Here is a 22,571-nt window from a genome sequence, read left to right as displayed (position 1 = left end):
ACTCGAGGAGGCGGAGGACCAGTACGGGATGTCGATTCCAGATGAAGAGACGCTGTTCGAGTTACAACGGCTCGAGGCGGGGAATCCGATCGCGGTCCACGAGTGGATCGAGGAGGGAATGACCGTCGAGGATATGGGCGTTCCGCAAACGATCGATGCGTTTCGGGAACGGCAGGCCGAGCGGCCTGAGGACGTCCCCGACGATATCGAACGACGGAACAAACGTTCGCTTCAGCGAAGCGAGAAGGCCGCCAGTGATACGGGCTCGGCTGGCGACGCCGGTGTTCCCGACCCAGTCCGAGACGTGATTCAGTCGAACGGCCAGCCGCTGGATGATGGCATCCAGCGGGCGATGGAAGAGCGAATGGACGATTCGTTCGGCGACGTGCGGATTCACGCCGACGCGACAGCAGCGAAAGCCTGCGAAGAGATCAACGCGCGGGCGTTTACGGTTGGGAATCACATCGCGTTCAATCACGGTGAGTACGATCCCGAATCGCCAGACGGACAGCACATTCTCGCCCACGAACTGGCGCACGTTCGCCAGCAGACTGGGGCTGATATCAGCATGATGCCTCAGGAGGATAGCGGGTTGGAAATCGATCCCGATCCACAACTCGAGCGCGAAGCTGAGGACGCGGCCCAACAGGCGCTGGCGGACGGGCCGGTGACGATCAATCGTATGGATGCAGCGATGCACATCCAGCGGTCGGCTAAAGGTGAGGCCAAGTACGTCACCAAAGACGAGGTTCTCGAGATCGTCGACAACTACTATCGTGGCCACGTCGAGGAGCAGGCGGAATCCGATCCGACCGCGGCCGGTCCCGAACGCGACACCGCGCGCGGATCGCTCGAGCAGTCAGGCAACTCGGCTGAGAGCAGTGGGTTCTTTGGAAAGATGAAAGAGGCCTTCGAGAACACCAAATCGGTCGGACGTGATCTTTCCCAGGCGATGACCAAGGGTGCGATCGGCTCTCTGGCCGGTGCAGGCGGGAAACTTGTCGGGAAGGTCGGCGGTGGAAGCCTCGGTGCAGTCCTTGGGGGTGCCGTGGGTAGTCTCGCCGGGCCAGTTGGGACCGGTGCAGGCATTGCCACTGGCTATCAGATTGGCGGAACTCTCGGCGGCGAACTCCTCGGCGGGGCCGCCAATGACATGGCTAAGCAGGTAACCGACTACACGCTCCCAAAAGAGCACGCGTCAGCTGTTGCAGATCTTCAGCAGAAATACCAGAGTCTCGAAGAGGAAGTAAAGGAACTGAAGAAACAGAGTCGTGATACCGGAGCAACTACTGACCCACTTGCTGCAGCAAAATCATCATGAAGGCATCAATCACTGCTGAAGACGATGAGTATATCGGCCTCAATGTGCTCGATAATGACAGTGAACTACACGATCTGACGTTAAAAAAAGCATCTGGTACAATTGAGTTCCACGAAGCGGATAGCTATCCAAAAAAAGAAAATAGAAGTGATGAACAACAAGAGCGAGTCAATCAGGCCTGTCGGTTCGCTCAATATTACGTTTTCACTGAACACGGCTACGATACCATTCCTGCTCCAGAAAATCCAGTTCGAATCGACGCCGTCCGTCAAGTGATTAACGCGATGGATCGTGCCGAATTTGAGGAGCTGTTTGGCGATCTCTACCAGCAACTCGAGTTCGAAGAGGGGAGTGGAACCTCGCCTGCGATGACCGTTCCGCCGAACGCGACTGATCCCTGCATCTACTGCAAGAACATCTATCTGGGTATAGACCCGCTGGAAACCGACCTTGGGACACAGCTCGCGTCGAAACATGACCTCGACGTTACGCAGTCGGCAGTCGAGATCGATCTTACCGACGTGTCCCAGTCGGAACTCGAGTCGTGGGGAGAGTTTTCCGGTAAGTTCGCTGCGCGGGCCACTGATGCGGACCTCGACTTCAGTGACGCAGCATATATCGACGAGACGTCGCAACTCTATGTCAAATACCCCGATGGTTCGCAATTAGCGGTCGTTGACGATCACCTCGCTCCGGCGGCGCGCGACCCGGACTCTGTCATCGAACTGTTGCCGATCGACCCGCAGGATATCGAGTATTTCAAGTCCTTCATGGATCACTATCTGCGCTGTCAGATTCGGGATTCGTTCGTCGAGATGGGTGTCCACCCACCAGAGGAGTTTCAGGTAATCGGGATGGGACGATTCATGGCTGCCCGCGGCTACGACTATATCGACTTCTATCCGGAATTCCACAATCCCAACGCCAAAGCGTTCCACTAACAGCCGATGGAATACACAACGTGACTGTTCACCTCCCTACCCGTAATTCGATCAATCATCTGGGGTTTCGATTAGTACGCCGAACTGAGCAGTCTCCCAATGCCGATCGGAAAGCACGTCAGTTCGCCACGTTCTGCCTGAAAAGGGGAGACAATGCCCCGGAGTCGTCGGGCTGCTTCCAGCGGTTGCCGCTCGAGGAGGCGGAGGACCAGTACGGGATGTCGATTCTAGATGAAAAGACGCTGTTCGAGTTACAACGCCTCGAGGCGTCGAATCCGATCGCGGTCCACGAGTGGATCGAGGAGGGAATGACCGTCGAGGATATGGGCGTTCCGCAAACGATCGATGCGTTTCGGAAACGGCAGGCCGAGCGGCCTGAGGACGTCCCCGACGATATCGAACGCCGGAACAAATGTTCGCTCCAGCGAAGCGAGAAGGCTGCCAGCGACACGGGTCCGGCTGGCAACGCCGGTGTCCCTAACCCGGTCCGGGACGTGATTCAGTCGAACGGTCAGCCGCTGGATGACGGTATCCAGCGGGCGATGGAAGAGCGGATGGACGATTCGTTCGGCGACGTGCGGATCCACGCCGACGCAACCGCAGCGAAGGCCTGTGAGGCGATCAACGCGCGGGCATTCACTGTGGGGAATCACATCGCGTTCAATCACGGCGAGTACGATCCCGAATCGCCGGAGGGGCAGCATATTCTCGCCCACGAGTTAGCCCACGTCCGCCAGCAGACTGGGGCCGATATCAGCATGATGCCTCAGGAGGAGAGCGGGTTGGAAATCGATCCCGATCCGAACCTCGAGCGCGAGGTCGAAGAGGGTCCCGTAACCATACACTATCTCATTAGCTAATTTTGCAATAGATTAGCTCAAAACCATTAAGTGATTCTCTTATAACATTATACTAAGACCGTGTACTTCAGTATCGATGTGGGAGCGGGTGACGAATCGACCATCGATGCGTACGACCAGCGATTCGGCGAGCCGTGATCGGGAATACCGACGACCTCGAGCGTGAGACGGCGTTGCGGGAGATCAGCGTGACCGGCCGGCCGACGGGCGCGGACGAGTCACTGGCCGGTGAACCGGCCGATCAGCCGACGGTCGCTCGACTCCAGCCCAGCGTCACGTCTATCGCGACGCTGACGCCCGACCGATTGGCGGGCGGATTCGGCCTCAGGATCGCGCGGAAACGGAGTCCGATCGAGTTGTCGTTTCTCTCGCCTGCCATCGCTCCGTCCGACGGTGAACCGGTGGACGAGTCGGAGCTATCGATCGTGTCGCCATCACCGTTCGCGCGGCGAGACGATTGCGACGATGCGTTCACGTACCTCACGCAGTCCGGTCGATCGAGCCGTGGTTCCCAGTCCGAGGAGTCGGTCGGGACGATGCCCGAATCGGCCACTCAGCCGACGGCAGAGAGTGTGTTTCGGTCAACGAGTCGTTCTCATTTCCGCCAGCCAGCGTCGTCGGATCTCGACCGGCCGGCGTCCCGTGTGCGAGACGGTCTCGCACACCGGAACGGAACCCGCTGCCCGCCGGAGAGCACTCGCCGGCGAAGCGATACCGAGTCGGCAAGCGGTGTTCGGTCGGACACTGACGCGAGCGCCTGGAGACCGGTCTCGGGACTGACGCCCGATCGATCGGAAGGGGTAGACGAAGACCGAACACGGCAACGGAACGTCGAGGACCGATCGCGACGACGGGACCGCCGCTCGCGGACGGCTGCAACACGGATAACGTGGGCGGACGCGATCACTGAACGGACTGCTCCCGACTCCAGTGCTTCCGACGGTCGCCGTTCTGCGGCCAGGTCCGACGCGGGTACCTCGGGTAGTCGCTCCTCGAGTCCCATAGAGCCGTTCGAACGCGAGAGGCCGTCACGACTCATCTCGGAGCGATCGGTCGAGCAGGCGACACCGAACGTGACGACGGCTTCACAACCGGTCCCCGCCAGTAGCGGATCCGGGTCGTCACCGGCGCTCGTTACTCGAACTGTCCCGTCGGCCGACGACTCCGCGGGTCCGCCGTCCGATCCGTTCGATACCGGGCACCGTCCGGTCCACCGGTCTGGTACGGATGGTCGCCGGCTGCCGGCATCGGACGAGAGCCGACAGACGATGAGCCGCGGCGACTCGTCGATCCGTGACGTGCGGCCGAGCCGAGACGGTGTCGAATCCGGAATCGACGCACCGACCGATACCCGGATCTCGGCGCTCACCAGTTCCGTGACTGGTTCGAGCCGGCCGTTGCAGCTGTCGTGGATCCGGCGAGATACGCGGTCCCGAACCCGGACCGCGCCGAACGGCCGCGATAGCGATTATCAGTCTGTCCCGTCGTCTCGCCGAACCGAGTCCGAAACCACATACGCTGGGCCGTCTCCGATTCGAGCGGCCTCGAGGCCGACCGCTGTGCGATCCGATACCGCGATCGATCCGGCAGTCGAGTCGAAGAGGAGCCGCCGTCTCACCGAAACGAATCCGATTAATCGCCTCGAACGGACGGAGGCCCGACGGGGAGGAACTCGTTCACGGACCGGGGTCGTCGGTCGAGAACCGAAGCGGCGTGTGGCGTTTCGTGACGGTTCCCGCGATGATCGATCGGGCAGCCAACGGTCAGTCGATACCGCCAGCACTACCGACTCCGACGGTCGCAATCGGATGGGCCGGTCGCTCGGCCGCGACCGGAACGGCGACGTCGTTACGCCGTCGGTTGTCTCAACTCAACCTTCCGCACGCGCTTCATCATTCGACGAGCGAGTCGATTTCGATTCAGCACGCAGTCGGCCGCAGTCGACCGAACCGGAGGCAGTCGAGCCGACCAGCATCAGTGCGGACCATCGGCCGTCCGGTCCCGACTGGGATCGAGTGGCCGAGGTCCGGTCGCAGCCGGCACATCGTCACCGGTCGACGCCGATCACGATGGTTACTGATCGGATTCCACGCCAGTCGCGGATGACGCCGACTGCCACACGTCTCGCGACTGCCCCGCAACGAGCAGTACCGCAGCGTTCACCACCGCTGGAGCGATCGACCGACGCTCGTGGATCGGGAGCAGTCGGGGAAGGAGGTCAGCCGCGGTCGACGGCGACCGGTCGTCGATCCACCGCGTCTCAGAAGTCGATCGCCAGCCAGTCATCTCCTCGGTCACAACGGGGACTCGAAGCGGACTCTACTCCGACATCGAGTCCTCCAGCGTCGCCCCCGTCGACGACGAACTCCGTCGGCGTGTTCAGCGACGGCCGGACTGGAATCAGTGTCGGCGTCACGTCGGCCGAACGCGTGAGTTCGGCGGGATCGCCCGTCCGCGCGTTCTCGAGCAGTCAGTCGGCCGACGATGGGCACACCGCCCCCGATTCCGGTAGCGGCATCGCTGTCGCCGATCCTCATACGGTCCAATCGCAGGTCGGCCACCAACCCCGCGTCTCGTCGTCTCGATCCGTCGATCAAGGGGATAGACCGGTGTATTCGGACCACGCCTCCGTTAGCGACCGTCGTTCGGCGGGGCTCGCGACCGGCGTACGGTCGGATCGCCACCGATCGGAACCCGTACTCTCTCGCTACTCGGCCGCGGCGGTACACTCGGGAATCGACGAGATGGGAGCGTCGGAGCGCGCCCGGCGGGTCCGTGGTCCGTCGTCGACACAATCCGAACGGGGGCCGTCGCCTTCCCGCTATCGAGCCGAGGACCACACGCCCGTCGCACTGACGGCGAGCCGATCGAGTGCGGAAGAGACGGCCGATCGAGGCACCGCCGAAGCGTTCGGACCAACTCGCATTCGTTCAGCGGCCGGGAACGCGTCCCCACGTCCGTCGACTGCGACCCACATCGACAGCGCCGGGTCGGATCGATGGAAGTCGAGGCCTGCCGGGAGCGATCGCCTCTCGAACGGACCGGACGCTGGTCCAGCACCGGTACAGTCGCTAGACACTGACGATTCACGCTCGTCGCGAGTGCCCACGCGTCTCGGTTCGCTCCGTTCTATCGCGGCCGCGGGAGTGGCCGAACGAGCGATTGATAGCACCGCTGACGCTCCTCTCTCGAGGCGGGAGTCGACGGAGTCACCAGAAACGCGGTCGATGGAGCCACGAGGACTGCAGCTGACGGTCCACGAACCGGAACGTGTCGACCGTTCGCAACGGGGAAGCGGGGCCGCGACCGACTCCAAAGCGACCGTGGGAGCGGCCCGCTCGTCGCGGCCCGATTCCACGACTGCGGACGCTCCTGCTGTGGAATCTCGGACGCCATTCAGCGACGCTCGAACGAGCGGCCGCTCTCTCGAACGCGGCCACGCGAGCGCGGCGCCAGGAGCGATGACCGCCACGCCTGTGACGGTGGCGAACGTTCACTCTCCGACCGTGCCGTCTCATCCGGTCTCCCGTACGCGTCGCGAATCCACCTCTGCCGTCGAATCGGCAGTCGAATCCGAGTCGCGTCGATCCGAGCCGACCACGGTGCACCGCGACCGATCGGATTCGAATGCGACCGGATCGATCCCTCGGATGCCGGTGCTCCGACTGGTCTCCGACCATCGCTCGTCTCCCAGTCCGACTGACCCGACGACTGCATCGGGATCCTCGAGACCGACCCCGTCGCGCTCGACGCATGGTTCGAGAGGAGCGAACCCGACCGTTGCGGTCGGCGTCACGGAGTCGAACCGGGCCCCAAGTGATCCGTTATCGGGTGTCTCGAGCCGCGGTGAACCGGCACAGGATGTCTGGAACGAGGACGGTCGCTCGCATTCTCAGACACCCGAAGTGACGGCCGGGACGAGTGACCCGCCTCGGACGCGGGGCGAGGGGGCAGAGGAGGCGTGGCCCACACCGTCCCGGGGATCCGGCTCGGTGACTCGACGGACGGTCGATTCGGTCGCGGACTCGACGTCGACACCCACGAGGGGTGCGTCGCACACGGGACTGTCGTCGAGCACGCCGGGAACGAGCTCTCAGCGCGGCGATCGATCGACCGATATCGATGATCGCGTTCGGAAGCCCACGGACGGGGCGACGCCGCGAGCGCCTCCGACGATCACTGCCGTGTCGCCGTCTCGAGCCACTGCGAATCCTCGCGGGACGGCTCGGTCGGACTCGACCGCGTCGGAGCCTCGATCAGACTCCGAACCGGCGTTCGGTGGCCGTACAGTCGCCCTCCGATACCGATCGCCGACGGTGACCGATTCGACCGAATCGCGGCCGTTCCCGTCGCGAGATAGTGACTCGCCAAGCACTGAATTCGATCGCGGTCGCTCCTCTCGCGCTTCGCCGACGGCGGCGAATCCGCGAGGCCCTCCGTCGATCTCCGGCGGTCGTCGCACTCGTTCTCACCGGCCGATTTCCGGACGGAACGGTGGCGGGTCCGCGTCACGTGACGGCTCACGGGATCGGCCCGGTACCGAGTCGGACATGCGATCGACGGCGTTCGATTCGCCGGCGGCAACTGATCCGTCCTCGAGACACCGTCTCTCGACGAACCGGGAAATCGACATTACACCGGTTCTCTCTCCGTTGCGCCCCCGATCGGCTCGAGGGGGCGTCGGAACGGACGCGACCCCGACGACCGAGTCGGATGCAACCTCGACGACCGACTCGGACACGACCGTAGCAGCCGGGACGAGCGGAGTCGCGACGACGCGTGCGATACAGTCGGATCGACGCACGTCGCTTTCGGTCCTCCGGACAACGGCGTCCGGTCAATCGGATCAGACCCACGAGGACCGTCAGTCGGTCCACACTGCCTCGAGTGCGCGGAATGGGTCCGTCTCTCCGTCCGACCAACGGCCGTCGCGACCGCCGACCGTCGCCGTCCGTTCGGGGTCACCGCCCGAGCGGTCCGACGCGCCAACAGCGCGTCGAGAGCGAGACCCCGTCGGTGCCGTCGACTCGAGGCGAGATCACGTCGCCGCTCCCATCGATGCCGGTAACGAGAGTGATCGTACCGGCGGTACCGAACCGACCACCGCCGCGTCGATTCGACCGTCGATCGCGGACGCAGCCGCCAGTAGACGTCGACTGCTCGAGTCACGACTCGGAACGCGTCGGCGACCGCCGACGGGAAGTTCTGTGGCAGACGGATCGCCTGCCGGGGCGAGACGCGGTCGCAGTGAGATCGGTACCCCGTCGCTTTCGCTCCGAACTCGGGACCACGTGAGGGAACCGACGGCGGACGCGTCGGTTTCGTCGGCTTCACCGGAACAGTCTCGAATATCGACCGCCGATCGACAGAATAAACCAACAACTAATACAATTGAATCAATAGGTGGCGACACGGGTGTGAACGGGATGCAAACGAGCGCAGCGTCAGACCGGCCGTCGTTGACCTACCGCCGTTCGTCGACGACGGACGCGCCGACCGTCGACCGGGATGGACCGAACCGACCGAACGCGGACCCACGTGGTTCGACGAGTGCATCGAGCGACGCGTCTCGAGACCCGACACCGAATCGTGCGATGTCGATGCGTGATTCCGGTCGCGAGCGCCGTCAATCGTCGGCTGGGATGGATGCAGGCGGTGACCGGATGCGATCCGGGTTCGGTTCGGCGAGGCGTTCCGAACCGAACTCGGGACCGGCCCAGGGCGGGTCGTCAGTCGATCACGGCGTGGGATCGAGACCGAGCGACCGACGACGGTCGTCGGCCGATCGACCCGAGCGGTCGCCGGATCGGCGGTCGGAGCCCGCACGCGGTCACGCGCCCGATTCGGACCGCCACAGTCGGAACCGCTTCGATGGCGTCGACCTGTCGTCCGGGGCGGATCCGCGGTTCGACGCCGACGTCGATCGCGCCGTTCAGGAACTCTACCGCAAACTCGAGCGGAAAATCAGGGTCGAGCGCGAACGGAGGGGACTGTAGATGAGCGGCGGCGGCAAACTCGAGAAAGCCCAGATCATGATCCTCAACGGGAAACAGAAGGGCGAAACGATCGACTGCAAGTTCAACCCGAACGCCTACACGCTCGAGAAGAGCGTCAACTACGGCGAACTGAAGGCGACCGGCTCGGGGGCCTCGATCATGCAGTTCGTCGACGGGAACGCGGAGACGCTGTCGATGGAGCTGTTTTTCGATACGAGCGACGAGCTGGATTCGAACGGGTCGCCCGACGCGGAGCGGGTCGACGTCCGCGAGCGGTACACGAAACACATCGATACGCTGCTATCGGTCGACGGCGAGTTACACGCGCCACCGGTCTGTCGGTTCGTCTGGGGTGACGGAATCGACTTCACCGCGCTGGTCCAGCGTGCGAACAAGCAGTTCACGAAGTTCCTGCCGAGCGGTGTCCCCGTTCGGGCCCGAGTAACCGTCTCGTTCATGGAGTACAAGACGGCCGATTACCACAAATCGGAGGTCTCGCCGGAGTCGACGGACAAGACGAAAGTCTGGACGGTCACCGACGGGGACACCCTCTGGCTGATCGCTGCCGAGGAGTACGGCGACTCGTCGCACTGGCGAACCATCGCCGATCACAACGACGTCGAGGACCCCCGCGCGATCGAGGCGGGCGACAAACTCGAGTTACCGCCGCTGTAGCCATGAGTACCGGAACGAACATTCAGCCGCGCTACTCGCCGCGGTTCAAAGTCGACGTCGGCGATACGAAGTTCCAAGAGCCGGGCGGCCGAATCGCCGATCTCGTCGTCGAGACGACTCTCGACGGCGCTGATCGGTTCTCGTTCACGCTGAACTTTCCGTTCGACGAGGAACTCGGCGAGTTCAGCGGTCTGACCTGGGACGATTTCGCGGTGGGGACGGACGTCGAGATCGCGATGGGATACGGCGGTGACGGGACGCTGACTCCGCTGTTGACCGGTTCGATCCGGTCGATCGACGCCGAGTTCACGACCGATCGGGGACCGTCGGTCACGATTTCGGGCTACGGCCTGCTCTGGGAGCTCATGCAGGGGACTCGATCGGACTCGTGGGCGGAGGAGACGGTCGGGACGGCCGTCGAGGACGTGCTGTCGTCGTACCCGTTTTCGACGGTCGACGTTTCGGACGCGTCGATCAAACGCGAAAAGCTGATTCAGGACGGCCAGAGCGATTACCGGTTCGTCCAGCAGTTGGCCGAGACCTACGGGTTCGAGTTCTATGCCGAGCGGGACACCGTCCGCTTTCGTCCGCGCTCCGCGAAAGGGGACGGCGACGGTCCGGTCGCAGAACTGTGGTACGGCGAGGCGCTGCACGATTTCTACGCGGAGATCACGCGGCGGACACAGGTCGACGAGGTCGAAGTCCGGAGTTGGGACGAACAGAACAAATCCGAGATCGTCGCGACCGCCGGCAGCACGAACGCGAAATACAAGGAGGTTTTCAGAGTACAAGCCATGTCACGGGACGAAGCGAAACGGGTTGCCGAAACGAAGTTGAACCGATTCTCCGACGGCGTCATCACCGGCCACGGTGAGGCAGACGGCACTCCCGAAATCAGGGCCGGCAGCGTCATCACTCTCGCGGAACTGGGGAGCCGATTCTCCGCGGATTACTACGTCACCGAAGCGACCCACCGGATGGGGAGCGCCGGTTATCGGACGTCCTTCGAGGTAACGGAGGTATCCACGTGAGACCCTCCGGATTCATCGACGACGGCGGTGCAGACGACGGCAGTATCCGCGGCGTCGCCGTCGGCATCGTGACGGACAACGAGGATCCGAAAGATCTCGGTCGGGTAAAGCTCCGGTTCCCGTGGCGCGACGCCGACGACGAGAGCCACTGGGCGCGGATCGCGACCGAGATGGCCGGCGACGGGTATGGGAGCTACTTCCTGCCGGAGATCGACGACGAGGTACTGGTCGCGTTCGAGAACGGCGATATTCACAAGCCATTCGTCGTCGGGTCGTTGTGGAACGGCGAGCAGAAACCGCCTCAGACGAACGGCGACGGGAACAACGACGTCCGCGAGGTGCGATCCCGGAGCGATCACGTGATCGCGTTCGACGACGCCGACGACGGCAGCATTACGGTTCGGACGACCGGCGGCAACGAGATCGTGATCGACGACTCGGGGAGTTCGGAGACGATCAGAATCCGCGACGAGTCGAACGATAACAGCATCACGCTCGATTCCGCCAGCGGTACCGTCGCGATCGACGCGACGTCCGAGATCGAACTCTCGGCGTCGACGATCTCTCTCGACGGAAACTCGGTGGAGATCACGGGGAAGAGCGGCATCAAGATAAAGGGGAACGGTCCGATCGACGTCGATAGCAAGGCGAAGCTCGCGCTTTCCGGATCGATGATCAACGTCGACGGGACCGGGATGGTAAAAGTTAAAGGGAAACTAATTACCTTGAATTAAACGAGAAACAGATGCAACCAGCAGCCAGACTCGGCGACCAGACGGCACACGGAACGCCGCTTACCGGGACCGGCAGTCCGAACGTTCTGATCGGGAAGCGGCCTGCGTGGCGAGCGCTGGCCGACGTGCACACGTGTCCGCTCGTTTCCGGGACCGTGCCCCACGTCGGCGGCACCGTGACCAAGGGGAGTACGAGCGTCTTGATCAACAAGATGCCCGCCGCGCGAATGGGCGATACCATCGTCGAGAGTGGGCCACCGAACACGATCGCGAGCGGGTGCTCGACGGTCATGATCGGCTGAACGATGTCCGACGAATTCCTCGGAACCGGTTGGGCGTTTCCGGTAGAGACGGATGCTCGCGGCTCGGTTCGGACGTCCGAGGCCGAGGACGACATTCGGGAATCGATTCGGATCATCCTCGGAACCGCCAAGGGAGAGCGGGTGATGCGACCCGAATTTGGCTGCGAGATTCACGATCACGTCTTTTCGGCCGCCACGCCGGCGACGCTAAACCTCATCGAGAGCAGCGTTCGCGAGGCGCTCGTCCAGTGGGAACCCCGGATCGATATCGAGGACGTCGACGCGCGAACGGACGACGAAGCGCCGAACAAGGTCCTTATCGAGATCGAGTACCGGGTCCGAACGACGAACAGCCTCTCGAACATGGTGTATCCCTTCTACATCACGGAGGGCGACGGATGAGTCAGCGGCCGACCATCGATGACAGGGATCGAGAGGAACTGTACGACGAGTTACGGGCCCTCGCGGATCAGTACACCGAGTCGTGGGATCCGTCGACGGACGACAACGCTACGGTCCTGTTGCGGATCTTCTCCCAACTCGGTGTCGACGTCATCCGGCGGCTGAACGACGTTCCCGCGAAACACCGGATTGCGTTCCTCGACGCGCTCGGATTCGACAGACGACCGCCACAGGCCGCCCGACTCCCGTTGACGTTTCGGGTGTCGGCCGATATCGATCGCAACGTCACGATCCCGGGCGGGACACAGGCCGTCGCGGAACCGAGCGATGGGCCCGACCAGACGTTCGAGATTCCACAGGACGACGGGTTCGAAGCGACCGGTGCGTCGCTGACGGACGTGGTCGCCGTCGATCCGTCCGCCGATCGAATCGTCGACCACGGCGACGTTCGAACCGCCGCGGAACCGGTCGAACTGTTCACGGGGGAGAACGTTCAGGAGCACGTCCTCTATCTGGCCCACGGTGATCTGCTGACTCTCGAGGCGGGATCGCCGATCACGATAACGGCCGAGACGGCCGCAGCGACCGACGGCACCGTCCTCGAAACCGACGCCGTCTGGGAGTACTACGGCGAGGAAGACGGGGCGGAGGGATGGCACCGACTCGAGGAGTGGGCCGACGACGAGTCGGCCGACGACGATATCGGGCTCGAGGCGCTTCGGGAACGACTTCAGGCTCCCGCTTCGCGACCCGGCGAGGGCGACCGGCTCGAGTTACGGTTTCGACTGCCGGGAACGCCGGTCGAACACGCGGTCGACGGCGTCGAGAGCCGATGGCTCCGGTGTCGGATCGATGGTGGCGACCCCGATCCCGAGGCGTTCTCGCTGCGTCTGGGCTCGATCTCGGCCAGCGTCGGCCGAGATCCGAGCGAGGACGGTCTCGCTCCCGATTCGTTGCTTTCGAACGACGTCCCGCTCTCGACGGCTAACGAGGGGGACGTTCGGCCGCTCGGTCGGCTGCCACAGCCGCCGGCGACGTTCTACATCGCCTCCGAAGAGGCCTTTACCAAGCGGGGTGGGATCGTCGAGGTACGGTTCGATCCGCCCACCGAACCCGATTCGGATGCAAATGCGGACGCCGGAGCCGCCGTGATCGACGCCGACACGCTCGAGGAGATCGACGTCGATGTCGACGAGGACGGCGAGGGCGCAGCGGCGACCGAGGGTGTCGGGGTGCTCGGCGGCCCGCCGGAACTCTCCTGGGAGTACTGGACGGGCAGCGGTTGGAACCGACTGACCGTTCTCGAAGACGAGACGAACACGCTCCGGCGGGCCGGTCGCGTCCGATTTACCGTTCCCGAGGACATCCAACCGACGGCGGTGTCCGGCCACGAAAACGTCTGGGTCCGCGCCCGACTGGTCAGCGGGAACTACGGACAGCCGTCGTTCGGCGTCACCGACGCCGGCACCCGGGGATCGGTCGTCAATTCGCCCGATCCGCCGCGCTTCGGCGACGTGTCGCTCCACTACGACCGCGGAATGCAACCGTTCGAGTCGATTCGGACGCGGAACAACGCCGCTATCAGCGGCGACCTTACGGCGCGGGAATCGCCGGTCTCACCGTTCGACGAGTTGCCCGAGGACGCGCAGACGCTGTATCTCGGATTCGACGGGGCGCTCCGAAACGGTCCGCTCACCGTTTTCGTCCCGATCGAGGACGTCACCTATCCGCGATCGTTCGACCCCGGAATGCGCTGGGAGTACTGTGCGGATCCCGACGCCGACGAGTGGTCGAAGCTCATCGTCCAGGACCGGACCGGCGGCTTGACCGAGCGCGGCATCGTCAGGCTGACCTTTCCCGAACCGACGACCGCGTTCGATCGCTTCGATCGGCATCGCCACTGGATCCGAGTCCGGGTCACTCAAGACGAGTTCGATCGTCGATCCGACACCGACTCGCGGTCGGCGCGATCGACCACCGAGAGCGAGCAGTCTCGAGATCGGACGACGGCCCCGCCGACCCTCGACGGACTGTACCCGAACACGCAGTGGGCCTACAACACCCGAACGATCGAGGACGAGGTCCTCGGCTCGAGCGACGGCTCACACGAGCAATCGTTCGCGTGTGCGCACGCACCGGTCATCGACGTCGACGTGTGGATCGACGAATCCGAGACGTTGTCCACCAGCGAACGGCGCGACCTCATCGCGGAGCGGCCCGACGACGTTCGGCGCGTCACCGACGCGAGTGGCGACGTGACGGAGTGTTGGATCCGATGGCGACAGGTCTCGGATTTTCTGGAGTCGGCGTCGACGGATCGCCACTACGCCGTCGACAGGATCGACGGGACCGTCAGCTTCGGCGACGGAAACCGGGGTCGAATCCCGCCGGCCGGACAGGCAAATATCACGGTCACGTACACGACCGGCGGCGGGCGCGACGGAAACGTCGCGGCCGACACGATCACCGACTTGCAGAGTTCGATCTCGCTCGCGGAGGACGTTTCGAATCCGAAGCCCGCTGACGGCGGCGCTGACGCCGAATCCATGGATGCGCTGGTCGAACGTACGACGAACCAACTCAAACACCGCGGCCGTGCAGTCACGCCGACCGACTACGAGCGAGTGGCGAACGCGGCGTTTCGCGAACTGTCGAAAGTCAAGTGCGATCCGGACGGGGACGCCGCCGGCGTCACTCTCCTGATCGTTCCCCATGCGCGGCGGGAGAAACCGGTCCCGTCGATGGAGCTCAAACAACGCGTTCGCGAGGCGGTACGCGACCGCGCGCCCGCCTCGCTCGTCGAGTCCGAGACGTCCCGAATCGTCGTCCGCGGGCCGAACTACGCAGAGGTATCGGTCTCGGTCATGGTGGACACTGCCGACAGTACGAGCGTCTCGTCGCTCAAAGGCACCGTCGAACGACGACTCGACGAGTTCCTGCATCCCCTCGACGGGAACGGGGACGAGGGGTGGGCCTTCGGCGAGGCTCCCTCGATGGACGCGCTGACCGAAATCGTCGACGGAGCGGATCACGTCGCCGACGTGGTCGAACTCGGAGCGACGATCGACGTCGGCGGTGAGCGATGCTCTCTATCCGAACACGAGACGGAGCCGCCGCTTCCGTCGGACGTACTCGTCTGTAGCGCCGATCACGACGTGACCGTCACGATGGGGGCGGATCACTCGTGACCGACGGATCCCGACCCGATCGTCGTCACCGACTGACCGACGGAGGTGATCGACGTGGGAATTGATCTCCCGGAACTCGACGACAGGACCTACGAGGAGATCCTGTCCGAGGCCACGAAACTCATCCCCGCCTACGCCGACGAGTGGACCGACGCCAACCCGCACGACCCTGGCATTACGATTCTCGAGGTGTTGGCTTGGCTGACGGAAACGTACGTCTATCAACTCGACAGAGTCACCGACGACCACCGCGAGAAGTATCTCGCGCTGATGGGCGAGCGTCGACGGCCGCCGACGCCAGCGTCGACGCGCCTGCGGCTGTCCCTGCCGGCCGACGCAGCGTGGGCCCGCGTCCCCGCCGGGACGCAGTTCTCGGTCACTGACGCCGACGACGCCGACGCGAGCTACCGGTTCGAGACCGACCACGCGGTCACGCTGACCGCGGCGACGCTCGAGCGGGTGCTCACCGTGACCGACAGCGGCCGGACCGACAACACGCACGCGAACCGGACCGACGGGATGTTCTACCGCGCGTTCGGCGACGACGTCGCCGCCGGCAACGCGTTCTATTTGGGGTTCGATACCGACCCGTTCGCTCACGCTCGAACGCTGACGCTGACCGTCAGCTATCACGACGACAACCTCCCGGAACCGGCGACCCACGGCTCGCTCGAACCGTCGTTCGATCCCTCCGTCGAACCAGTCTGGGAGTACCGCCGTGGGGACGACGACGCGTGGCGACAACTCGCAGTCGAGGGCGACGGCACGAACGCGTTCTATCGAGGCGGCCCGATCACGCTGGCCGTCCCCGACGACCGCTCGGCGACTGCAAGCGCCGCGGACACGCCCGACTCACCGGCCGCTGTCCGCTCCTCGGAGCGGACGTGGCTCCGCTGTCGGCTCGAGACGCCAGGACACGAAATCCCGCCGCAGTTCGACGCCATCGAACCGAACGTCGTGTCGGTCAGCCACCGCGTGTCGGTGACCGACGAGGAACTCACACAGGTCGGCCGCCTCGATGAGGCACCGGCGCTGGACGGCCAGACGTACGCCCTCGACCGATCGCCCGTGCTCTCCGCGACGGTGTTCGTCGACGGGGAGCGATGGCAGGTGATCCCCGACTTCGACGCCTCCGGACCCGACGATAGACACGTCGTCCTCGACCGCGAGGCGGGAACGATCACCTTCGGCGATGGGAATCGGGGCCGAGTTCCGCCCGCCGATGCCACCGTCGTCGCCGACTACGTCGCCGGCGGCGGCGAGGCGGGGAACGTTCCGGCCGCGACGGTCTGGCATCTCGCCGATCCCGACGTCTCGCTCGAGGGACCGGTCGACGGTACCGACATCGAGGCGGAACCGATGGCCGCCGCGACCGGCGGCGCTGCCGGCGAGACGATCGACGAGGCGCTCGACCGCGTGCGCCGCGATCGGCGAGTTCCCTATCGGGCCGTCACCGCCGACGACTATCGGTACGTCGCCGCGCACACACCCGGGCTCAGGATCAGCCGGACGACCGTCCTCGCGGAGGACGGCGAGATTACCGTCGTCGTCGTTCCCTTCGCGCCGCCCGACGTGGGGACGCCCGAACCGAGCGAGGGGTTCCTTCGTGCCGTCCGTCAGCACGTCGGCGACCGGAAACTGCTGAGCGATCAGGTCCGCGTCACCGGGCCTCAGTACGTCGGCCTCGAGGTCTCGGTCACCGGTCGTGCCAGGGCGCGATACGCCGGCGGCGGCCACGACGTCGCCGTTCGCACAGCGATCGAGGAGTTCGTCCATCCCCTGACGGGCGACGGGGGTGAGGGGTGGCCGTTCGGCGAGCCGTTACACCGTTCCGACCTGATCGATCGGATCGCGGAGTTAGACGTGATCGACCGAGTCAGCGATGTCTCCGTCGTCGCCCACGGCGGTGCGACGATCGACGATGGCACCGTCCGGATCGACGAGACCTCGCTGTTCGTCGTCGAAGACGTGACGACGGACCTCTCGGTCCGAACCGACTCGGCCGACGGGGGTGCCTGACTCGTGGACTTTTCGTACGCGACGACGACGAGTACCGCGGACTGGCGGGAGTGGGTCGGCCGGAACGTCGACGTCCGCGAGGAGGGGATCGGGCTGGCGACGACGACCGCCATCGAACGGTCGACGATCGAGGCGGATGCCGTCGACGTGGCGATGGACTCGAGCGGCGATCTGTACACGCTCCGTTCGACGGGGGCGCTCTACCGACACGATCCGACGGCGGACATCACGCAACGCCTGTGGACCCGCTCCGGCGGTACCGTTGACGATCCGCGTGCGGTCTGTGTCGACGACGATCGGGCTTTCATCGCGGACGGGGCCGACGGCTCCATCACCGTCGTCGCACCGCGGCTCCAACGAACGATCGGCACTATCGAGACCGATACGACCGAGCCGACTCGGATCGCCCACGCCGAGGGCATCCTCTATCTCCTCGACGACGTCGGCCGCGTCCGAACCGTCGGCCGAGACGGCGGCCCCGAACTGACGATCGACTGGTGGCTCGTCGATCCGACCGATCTGGCCGTCGGTGCCGACGGTCGCGGATACGTCCTCGATCGTAACGACGGCGACCCGATCATCCGGTCGTTCCGGAGCGACGACGCCCACACGGACGACCAGTTCCCGATCACGGATGCCGAATTCGTCGCGGCGGGCAGTGCATTCTCCCCGACCGCGCTTTCGGTCGTCGACGAAACGCTCTTCGTCGCCGGCCGACTCGAGGACGGGACGCCGGCGCTGCTCGAGCGAGACCCCGAGTCGGGATCGTTCCGCGAACGACACCGGTTCGACCGTCCGTGTCGAACCCTCGTCGCTCGTCCCATTGCACCCGACGATCGGCGGGAACTGTACGCCGTCACCGGCCCGAACGGGTCCAGTCAGCTGCTCCGGGAGCGACAACGCCACGCGCGCCACCCGCGACGGGAGCGCCACGTCGGCGACGCGTTCCACCGATACGACTCCGGAGCGGACGGAACCGAGTGGCACCGCCTCGCCCTCGAACTCTCCCAGCTGACCGCGAGCACGCAGGTCCGGGTTCGTTATCTCGCTACGAACCGACCGACGCCAAGCGACGCTGAACTCGAGGACCTCGACGCAGTGCCGGCCGACGCGGCCGATTCCCTGCGCGATCTGGGCGTGACCTCCGTGTGGGACCTCGCTCGTCGGGACTCAGATCACCTCACAGCGGCCCTGTCGGACCGCGACCGGTCGGACGTGGCCGCGTGGCAGACCGCAGCGACCGACGCGCTGGCGGGACACGCCGACACTGAGTGGACGACCGTCGACTCGCTGAATCCCGACGACGTCCTCCTGCGAGACGCCGTCGGCCGATACCTGTTCGTCGCGCTCGAACTCGACGGGAGCCCGCGGTCGTCGCCGCGGGTCGACTCGATCACGGCGTTTTGCCCACGTCAGTCGTACCTCCGATACCTCCCGGAACTCTATCAGGAGGACGATCGGTCGGCCGCGTTCTTGGAACGGTACCTCTCCGTGTTCGAGTCCGTCTTCGCCGATATCGAGACCGAGATCGACGGGATCGGCCGCTACTTCGATCCCGAGGCCGTCCCGAGCGAGGCCCTCTCGTGGCTCGAGCAGTGGCTCGCGGTCGAGACCGACGAGAGCTGGCCGGAAGATGCGCGACGCGAACTGCTCTCGCGAGCACCGGAGCTGTACAAACGACGCGGCACGAAAGCAGGCCTCGAGTCGATGCTCGAGCTCTATCTCCGCCATTCCGGATCCACGACGCTTTCGTCGACATCCCTTTCGGACGATGACGGCTCTGACGGCGACGGGATGTCCGCAGACGCGGGCGGGCCGTCGGCACCGACGGCGACGGCCGACGGCGGCGACGGCACCGTCGGGGACACGCCATCGGGTCACCGACTGTTCTTCCTCGACGACGCTGATCTCGCGTGTATCGATCGCGATTCGGTCCGCCGTCAGTATCCCCTCTCCGCGTCCGGCGCGCAGTCCGTCGCCGTGTTCTGTGGCCCGTTCGAAACCGACGACGAGCGGGCCGCGATCGAGATGGTCGTTTCCTCGAGCAAACCGGCACACGTCGGCGCTGATGTCGTCGAAATCGACGACGAGCTTTCCCTCGAGGGAGACACGTTTCTGGGGATCAACAGCCGATTAACCGACCGCGAGTTCTCGCTCGGCGAGACGACGCTCGGTGAGGATACGGTGCTGGTCGATCGACCGGGAGCGGAGTAACGGCTCCGCCGCCGTCCCCCGCTCCCAAGGAATACCTACAGTATCCTTCAGCCCGTCTGTCCGAGTAATGGTCGTTGGAGATGTCACCACTGGCACGGACGTACTGATCGTCGGCGCGGGCCCCGCCGGCTACGTAGCCGCGATTCGCGCCGGCCAGCTCGATCTGGACGTCACGCTCGTCGAGAAAGACGCCTACGGGGGAACCTGCCTGAACTACGGCTGTATCCCGTCCAAGGCACTGATCACCGCGACCGACGTCGCCCACGAGGCCGCCTCCGCCGAGGAGATGGGTATCCACGCCGACCCCGCGATCGATCTCGCCGGGATGATGGACTGGAAAGACGGCGTCGTCGACCAGCTCACGAGCGGCGTCGAGAAACTCTGTAAGGCGAATCAGGTCAACCTGCTCGAGGGCACCGCACGATTCGCGGACGAAAACACCGTCCGCGTCTCCCACAGCGGCGAGGGGCAGGGCTCGGAGAGCCTCGAGTTCGAACACGCGATCGTCGCGACCGGCTCGCGTCCCATTCAGATCCCGAACTTCGAATTCGACGACGAACCCGTGCTGGACTCGAAACAGGCACTCGCGCTCGAGTCCGTCCCCGACTCGCTGGTCGTCGTCGGGGCCGGCTACATCGGCATGGAACTCGCGAGCGTCTTCGCCAAACTGGGAACCGACGTGACCGTTCTCGAGATGCTCGACTCGATCCTTCCGGGATACGACGACGACCTCAAACGCCCGGTGAAGCAACGGGCGACGGACCTGGGAATCGACTTCGAGTTCGGCTATACCGCGTCGGACTGGCACGACCGCGACGGCGAAGACGGGATCCGCGTCGTCGCAGAGCCGGCCGACCGGGCTGAAGCCGATGGCGGCGCAGAGCAAGTGGCGGACGAACGCCTCGAACTCGACGCCGAGAAAGTGCTCGTGGCCGTCGGCCGCCAGCCGGTCTCGGACACGCTCGACCTCGCGGACGCCGGCGTCGAGACCGACGACCGCGGGTTCATCGAAACCGATTCGCGCGCACGCACGAACGTCGATCACATCTTCGCCGTGGGCGACGTCGCCGGCGAACCGATGCTCGCTCACAAGGGCAGCGCGGAGGGGCAGGTAGCCGCCGAAGTGATCGCCGGCGAACCCGCAGCGATCGACTATCAGGCGATGCCCGCCGTCGTCTTCACTGACCCCGAAATCGCCACCGTCGGAATGACCGAATCCGAGGCCGCGGAGGCCGGCTTCGAGACCGTCACCGGTCAGTTCCCGTTCCGCGCCAGCGGCCGCGCGCTGACGACCGGCGACTCCGACGGCTTCGTCAAGATCGTCGCCGACGACGAGGACGGCTACGTCCTCGGCGCCTCGATCGTCGGCCCCGAGGCCTCGGAACTGATCGCCGAACTCGGCCTCGCGATCGAACTCGGTGCCACCCTCGAGGACGTCGCCTCGACGGTCCATACACATCCGACGCTCTCCGAGGCGGTGATGGAGGCCGCGGAAAACGCGCTCGGCCACGCGATTCACACGCTCAATCGATAACGAGAGCACTGCTCGTCGGACGTAACCCTGCCTGTCCGTCTACGCGAACCACGTGCCGTGGCGCACGCTGGACCACGGTGAGCCATCGGCGAACCGTGGTCCGACCCCGTGCGAGGGATGAGTGAACGAACGAAGTGAGTGAACGAGTCGGCTGGGGAGGGCGTGGTTTTCTCCGTATTCTTGCGAGCGAGTGTGCTAGCTCTCGAGTGGACGAACCGGAGTTACACCGCCAACTCTCCTCTCGTGGACCCGTGCCTTTTCCGTCTCCTCACTGTACGTACAGCGAGTACGCGATCACGAGAAACCCGGCCAGTACGAGCAGACTCTCGAGCAAGATCCCCGTCACGAGTTCGACACCGAGCAGTTCGTACAACATTCCGGCGAGCACCAGGCCGAGCGTGACGAGGCCGAATCCCGCTGTCAGATACCCCAGCGCAGGCTGTCGGGTTCGACGATACGCCTTGAACGCGAAGTACGTAATGATGCCCCCGACCACGAGTACGAGCGTCTTGACGACGGCCAGCGCGAGCATCGTCTCGGCCGAACCGGCGGGAAATGGATTCATGTTTCCTTTCGCACCTCCGACCACAGCTCCGCGAGCCGTTCGTCCGCCGTCCGCGCCGGCCGGTCGATCTGAACCGTCAGCGACCGATCCTCGTCCAACCCGAGCGTGATCTCGTCGAACGCGATCGAGTACTTGCTCGCGTGATGGCCGTCCTGTCGAATTTCGGTCGACTCCTCGAGCAGCGTCGCTTCGGTCAACAGCTCGAGTTTCCGGTACAGCGTCGACTGTGGGATCTCACACCGCTTCGATAGCTCCGACGCGGTCATGGGTTCCTCGAGCTTGCGGATGATCTCACGGCAGTCGGGATCGTCCAGCGCAGAGCAGATCTCCTCCGCCGCCGGCGTCGACTCCGAAGCGAACGGGTCCCGGACCATTCGTCTCCCCCTTGCAACGCACGTGGTTTATCGGCATCGATGCGTTCTCCCCGCTCGTCGATCCGCGACACGAAGCCTTCTTGCGCGTGCACGCTCGAGTGCGAGCACGCGGGTATCATTCGGTCCGACTCCCTACAAGGGTGGGATGACCGGCCGACCTCCGCCCGCGTGACATTCTCGAGACGGAGCTTTGGCTCACTCGACTGACTATCGATTTATTAGTGACAACGGTACTATCTTCCCGCGGAAAACTGTGCCACGGTATCGGGTTCCGATGTCGATCTCGTCCGACGGCCTTATCTGTTCACCCGGCCTTCGACAGTAATGCGAACGACGTGGCGCACTCCGTCACGTTCCCTCCGGCCGCGACCCGGCACGGAGGTAGGCATCATATCCACCCTCGCGACGAGAACGG

At 64.7% G+C, this 22,571-nt stretch carries 14 protein-coding genes and 1 pseudogene; 13 read left to right on the top strand and 2 right to left on the bottom strand.

The genetic code is table 11. From position 1 onward, the window contains the following. Positions 1-118: 118 nt before the first annotated feature. The 13 genes and pseudogenes from LDH66_RS21070 to lpdA all read left to right on the top strand — a co-directional run bounded on the left by LDH66_RS21070 (position 119) and on the right by lpdA (position 21,217). Positions 119-1,321, top strand: a complete 1,203-nt coding sequence (locus LDH66_RS21070; RefSeq protein ID WP_425492987.1) for an eCIS core domain-containing protein — start codon at positions 119-121, stop codon at positions 1,319-1,321. After that, entirely contained in the window at positions 1,318-2,262 is a 945-nt protein-coding gene (locus LDH66_RS21065) for a DUF7958 family protein (RefSeq protein WP_226483050.1), read from the top strand. The genes LDH66_RS21070 and LDH66_RS21065 overlap by 4 nt, the downstream gene beginning before the upstream one ends. Positions 2,263-2,321: 59 nt before the next feature. Then, positions 2,322-3,107, top strand: a pseudogene (locus LDH66_RS21060) (eCIS core domain-containing protein); the annotation flags it as partial. Positions 3,108-8,866: 5,759 nt separating this feature from the next. After that, positions 8,867-9,118: a hypothetical protein gene (locus tag LDH66_RS21055; RefSeq protein ID WP_226483049.1), complete on the top strand. Its 252-nt coding sequence runs from the start codon at positions 8,867-8,869 to the stop codon at positions 9,116-9,118. Continuing rightward, positions 9,119-9,793, top strand: a complete 675-nt coding sequence (locus LDH66_RS21050; RefSeq protein ID WP_226483048.1) for a CIS tube protein — start codon at positions 9,119-9,121, stop codon at positions 9,791-9,793. A gap of 2 nt (positions 9,794-9,795) precedes the next feature. Beyond that, the gene (locus LDH66_RS21045) at positions 9,796-10,824 is read left to right on the top strand and encodes a phage late control D family protein (protein ID WP_226483047.1); all 1,029 of its coding nucleotides are present in this window, start codon (positions 9,796-9,798) and stop codon (positions 10,822-10,824) included. Next, complete coding sequence (locus LDH66_RS21040; RefSeq protein ID WP_226483046.1) at positions 10,821-11,558, top strand: phage baseplate assembly protein V; 738 nt, start codon at positions 10,821-10,823, stop codon at positions 11,556-11,558. Before LDH66_RS21045 ends, LDH66_RS21040 begins: the two co-directional genes overlap by 4 nt. Before the next feature lie 11 nt (positions 11,559-11,569). After that, the gene (locus tag LDH66_RS21035) at positions 11,570-11,860 is read left to right on the top strand and encodes a PAAR domain-containing protein (protein WP_226483045.1); all 291 of its coding nucleotides are present in this window, start codon (positions 11,570-11,572) and stop codon (positions 11,858-11,860) included. Between the two features lie 3 nt (positions 11,861-11,863). Further along, positions 11,864-12,262: a GPW/gp25 family protein gene (locus tag LDH66_RS21030; RefSeq protein WP_226483044.1), complete on the top strand. Its 399-nt coding sequence runs from the start codon at positions 11,864-11,866 to the stop codon at positions 12,260-12,262. After that, a complete protein-coding gene (locus tag LDH66_RS21025) occupies positions 12,259-15,450 on the top strand; it encodes a baseplate J/gp47 family protein (RefSeq protein WP_226483043.1) in 3,192 nt (1,063 codons plus the stop codon). Before LDH66_RS21030 ends, LDH66_RS21025 begins: the two co-directional genes overlap by 4 nt. Before the next feature lie 45 nt (positions 15,451-15,495). Beyond that, complete coding sequence (locus tag LDH66_RS21020) at positions 15,496-17,469, top strand: putative baseplate assembly protein (protein ID WP_226483042.1); 1,974 nt, start codon at positions 15,496-15,498, stop codon at positions 17,467-17,469. A 3-nt stretch (positions 17,470-17,472) separates the two neighbouring features. Then, entirely contained in the window at positions 17,473-19,683 is a 2,211-nt protein-coding gene (gene cis12, locus LDH66_RS21015) for a CIS12 family contractile injection system protein (RefSeq protein ID WP_226483041.1), read from the top strand. 67 nt (positions 19,684-19,750) lie between these two features. Then, positions 19,751-21,217 (top strand): dihydrolipoyl dehydrogenase, encoded by a 1,467-nt coding sequence (gene lpdA, locus LDH66_RS21010; protein ID WP_226483040.1) that lies wholly within the window; start codon positions 19,751-19,753, stop codon positions 21,215-21,217. 268 nt (positions 21,218-21,485) lie between these two features. Here the strand turns inward: lpdA and LDH66_RS21005 are convergent, their stop codons facing one another. Both LDH66_RS21005 and LDH66_RS21000 read right to left on the bottom strand, forming a co-directional pair. Then, positions 21,486-21,782 carry a DUF7521 family protein gene (locus LDH66_RS21005; RefSeq protein WP_226483039.1) on the bottom strand — a complete coding sequence of 99 codons (297 nt, stop codon included), beginning with the start codon at positions 21,780-21,782 and terminating at the stop codon, positions 21,486-21,488. Then, a complete protein-coding gene (locus LDH66_RS21000; protein ID WP_226483038.1) occupies positions 21,779-22,156 on the bottom strand; it encodes a winged helix-turn-helix domain-containing protein in 378 nt (125 codons plus the stop codon). Before LDH66_RS21000 ends, LDH66_RS21005 begins: the two co-directional genes overlap by 4 nt. Between the last annotated feature and the right edge of the window lie 415 nt (positions 22,157-22,571).

The organism is Natrinema amylolyticum, assembly GCF_020515625.1.
GTDB classification, from domain to species: domain Archaea; phylum Halobacteriota; class Halobacteria; order Halobacteriales; family Natrialbaceae; genus Natrinema; species Natrinema amylolyticum.
The sequence above is the reverse complement of the archived record's forward strand: the minus strand, read 5'-3'. Positions and strand labels throughout refer to the sequence as shown.

Bases quoted from the DNA above. Each gene is read 5' to 3' on its own strand.
- lpdA (WP_226483040.1), top strand. From the start codon at position 19,751: ATGGTCGTTGGAGATGTCACCACTGGCACGGACGTACTGATCGTCGGC.
- LDH66_RS21030 (WP_226483044.1), top strand. From the start codon at position 11,864: ATGTCCGACGAATTCCTCGGAACCGGTTGGGCGTTTCCGGTAGAGACG.
- LDH66_RS21005 (WP_226483039.1), bottom strand. From the start codon at position 21,782: ATGAATCCATTTCCCGCCGGTTCGGCCGAGACGATGCTCGCGCTGGCC.
- LDH66_RS21050 (WP_226483048.1), top strand. From the start codon at position 9,119: ATGAGCGGCGGCGGCAAACTCGAGAAAGCCCAGATCATGATCCTCAAC.
- LDH66_RS21070 (WP_425492987.1), top strand. From the start codon at position 119: ATGACCGTCGAGGATATGGGCGTTCCGCAAACGATCGATGCGTTTCGG.
- LDH66_RS21065 (WP_226483050.1), top strand. From the start codon at position 1,318: ATGAAGGCATCAATCACTGCTGAAGACGATGAGTATATCGGCCTCAAT.
- LDH66_RS21045 (WP_226483047.1), top strand. From the start codon at position 9,796: ATGAGTACCGGAACGAACATTCAGCCGCGCTACTCGCCGCGGTTCAAA.
- LDH66_RS21025 (WP_226483043.1), top strand. From the start codon at position 12,259: ATGAGTCAGCGGCCGACCATCGATGACAGGGATCGAGAGGAACTGTAC.
- LDH66_RS21035 (WP_226483045.1), top strand. From the start codon at position 11,570: ATGCAACCAGCAGCCAGACTCGGCGACCAGACGGCACACGGAACGCCG.
- LDH66_RS21000 (WP_226483038.1), bottom strand. From the start codon at position 22,156: ATGGTCCGGGACCCGTTCGCTTCGGAGTCGACGCCGGCGGCGGAGGAG.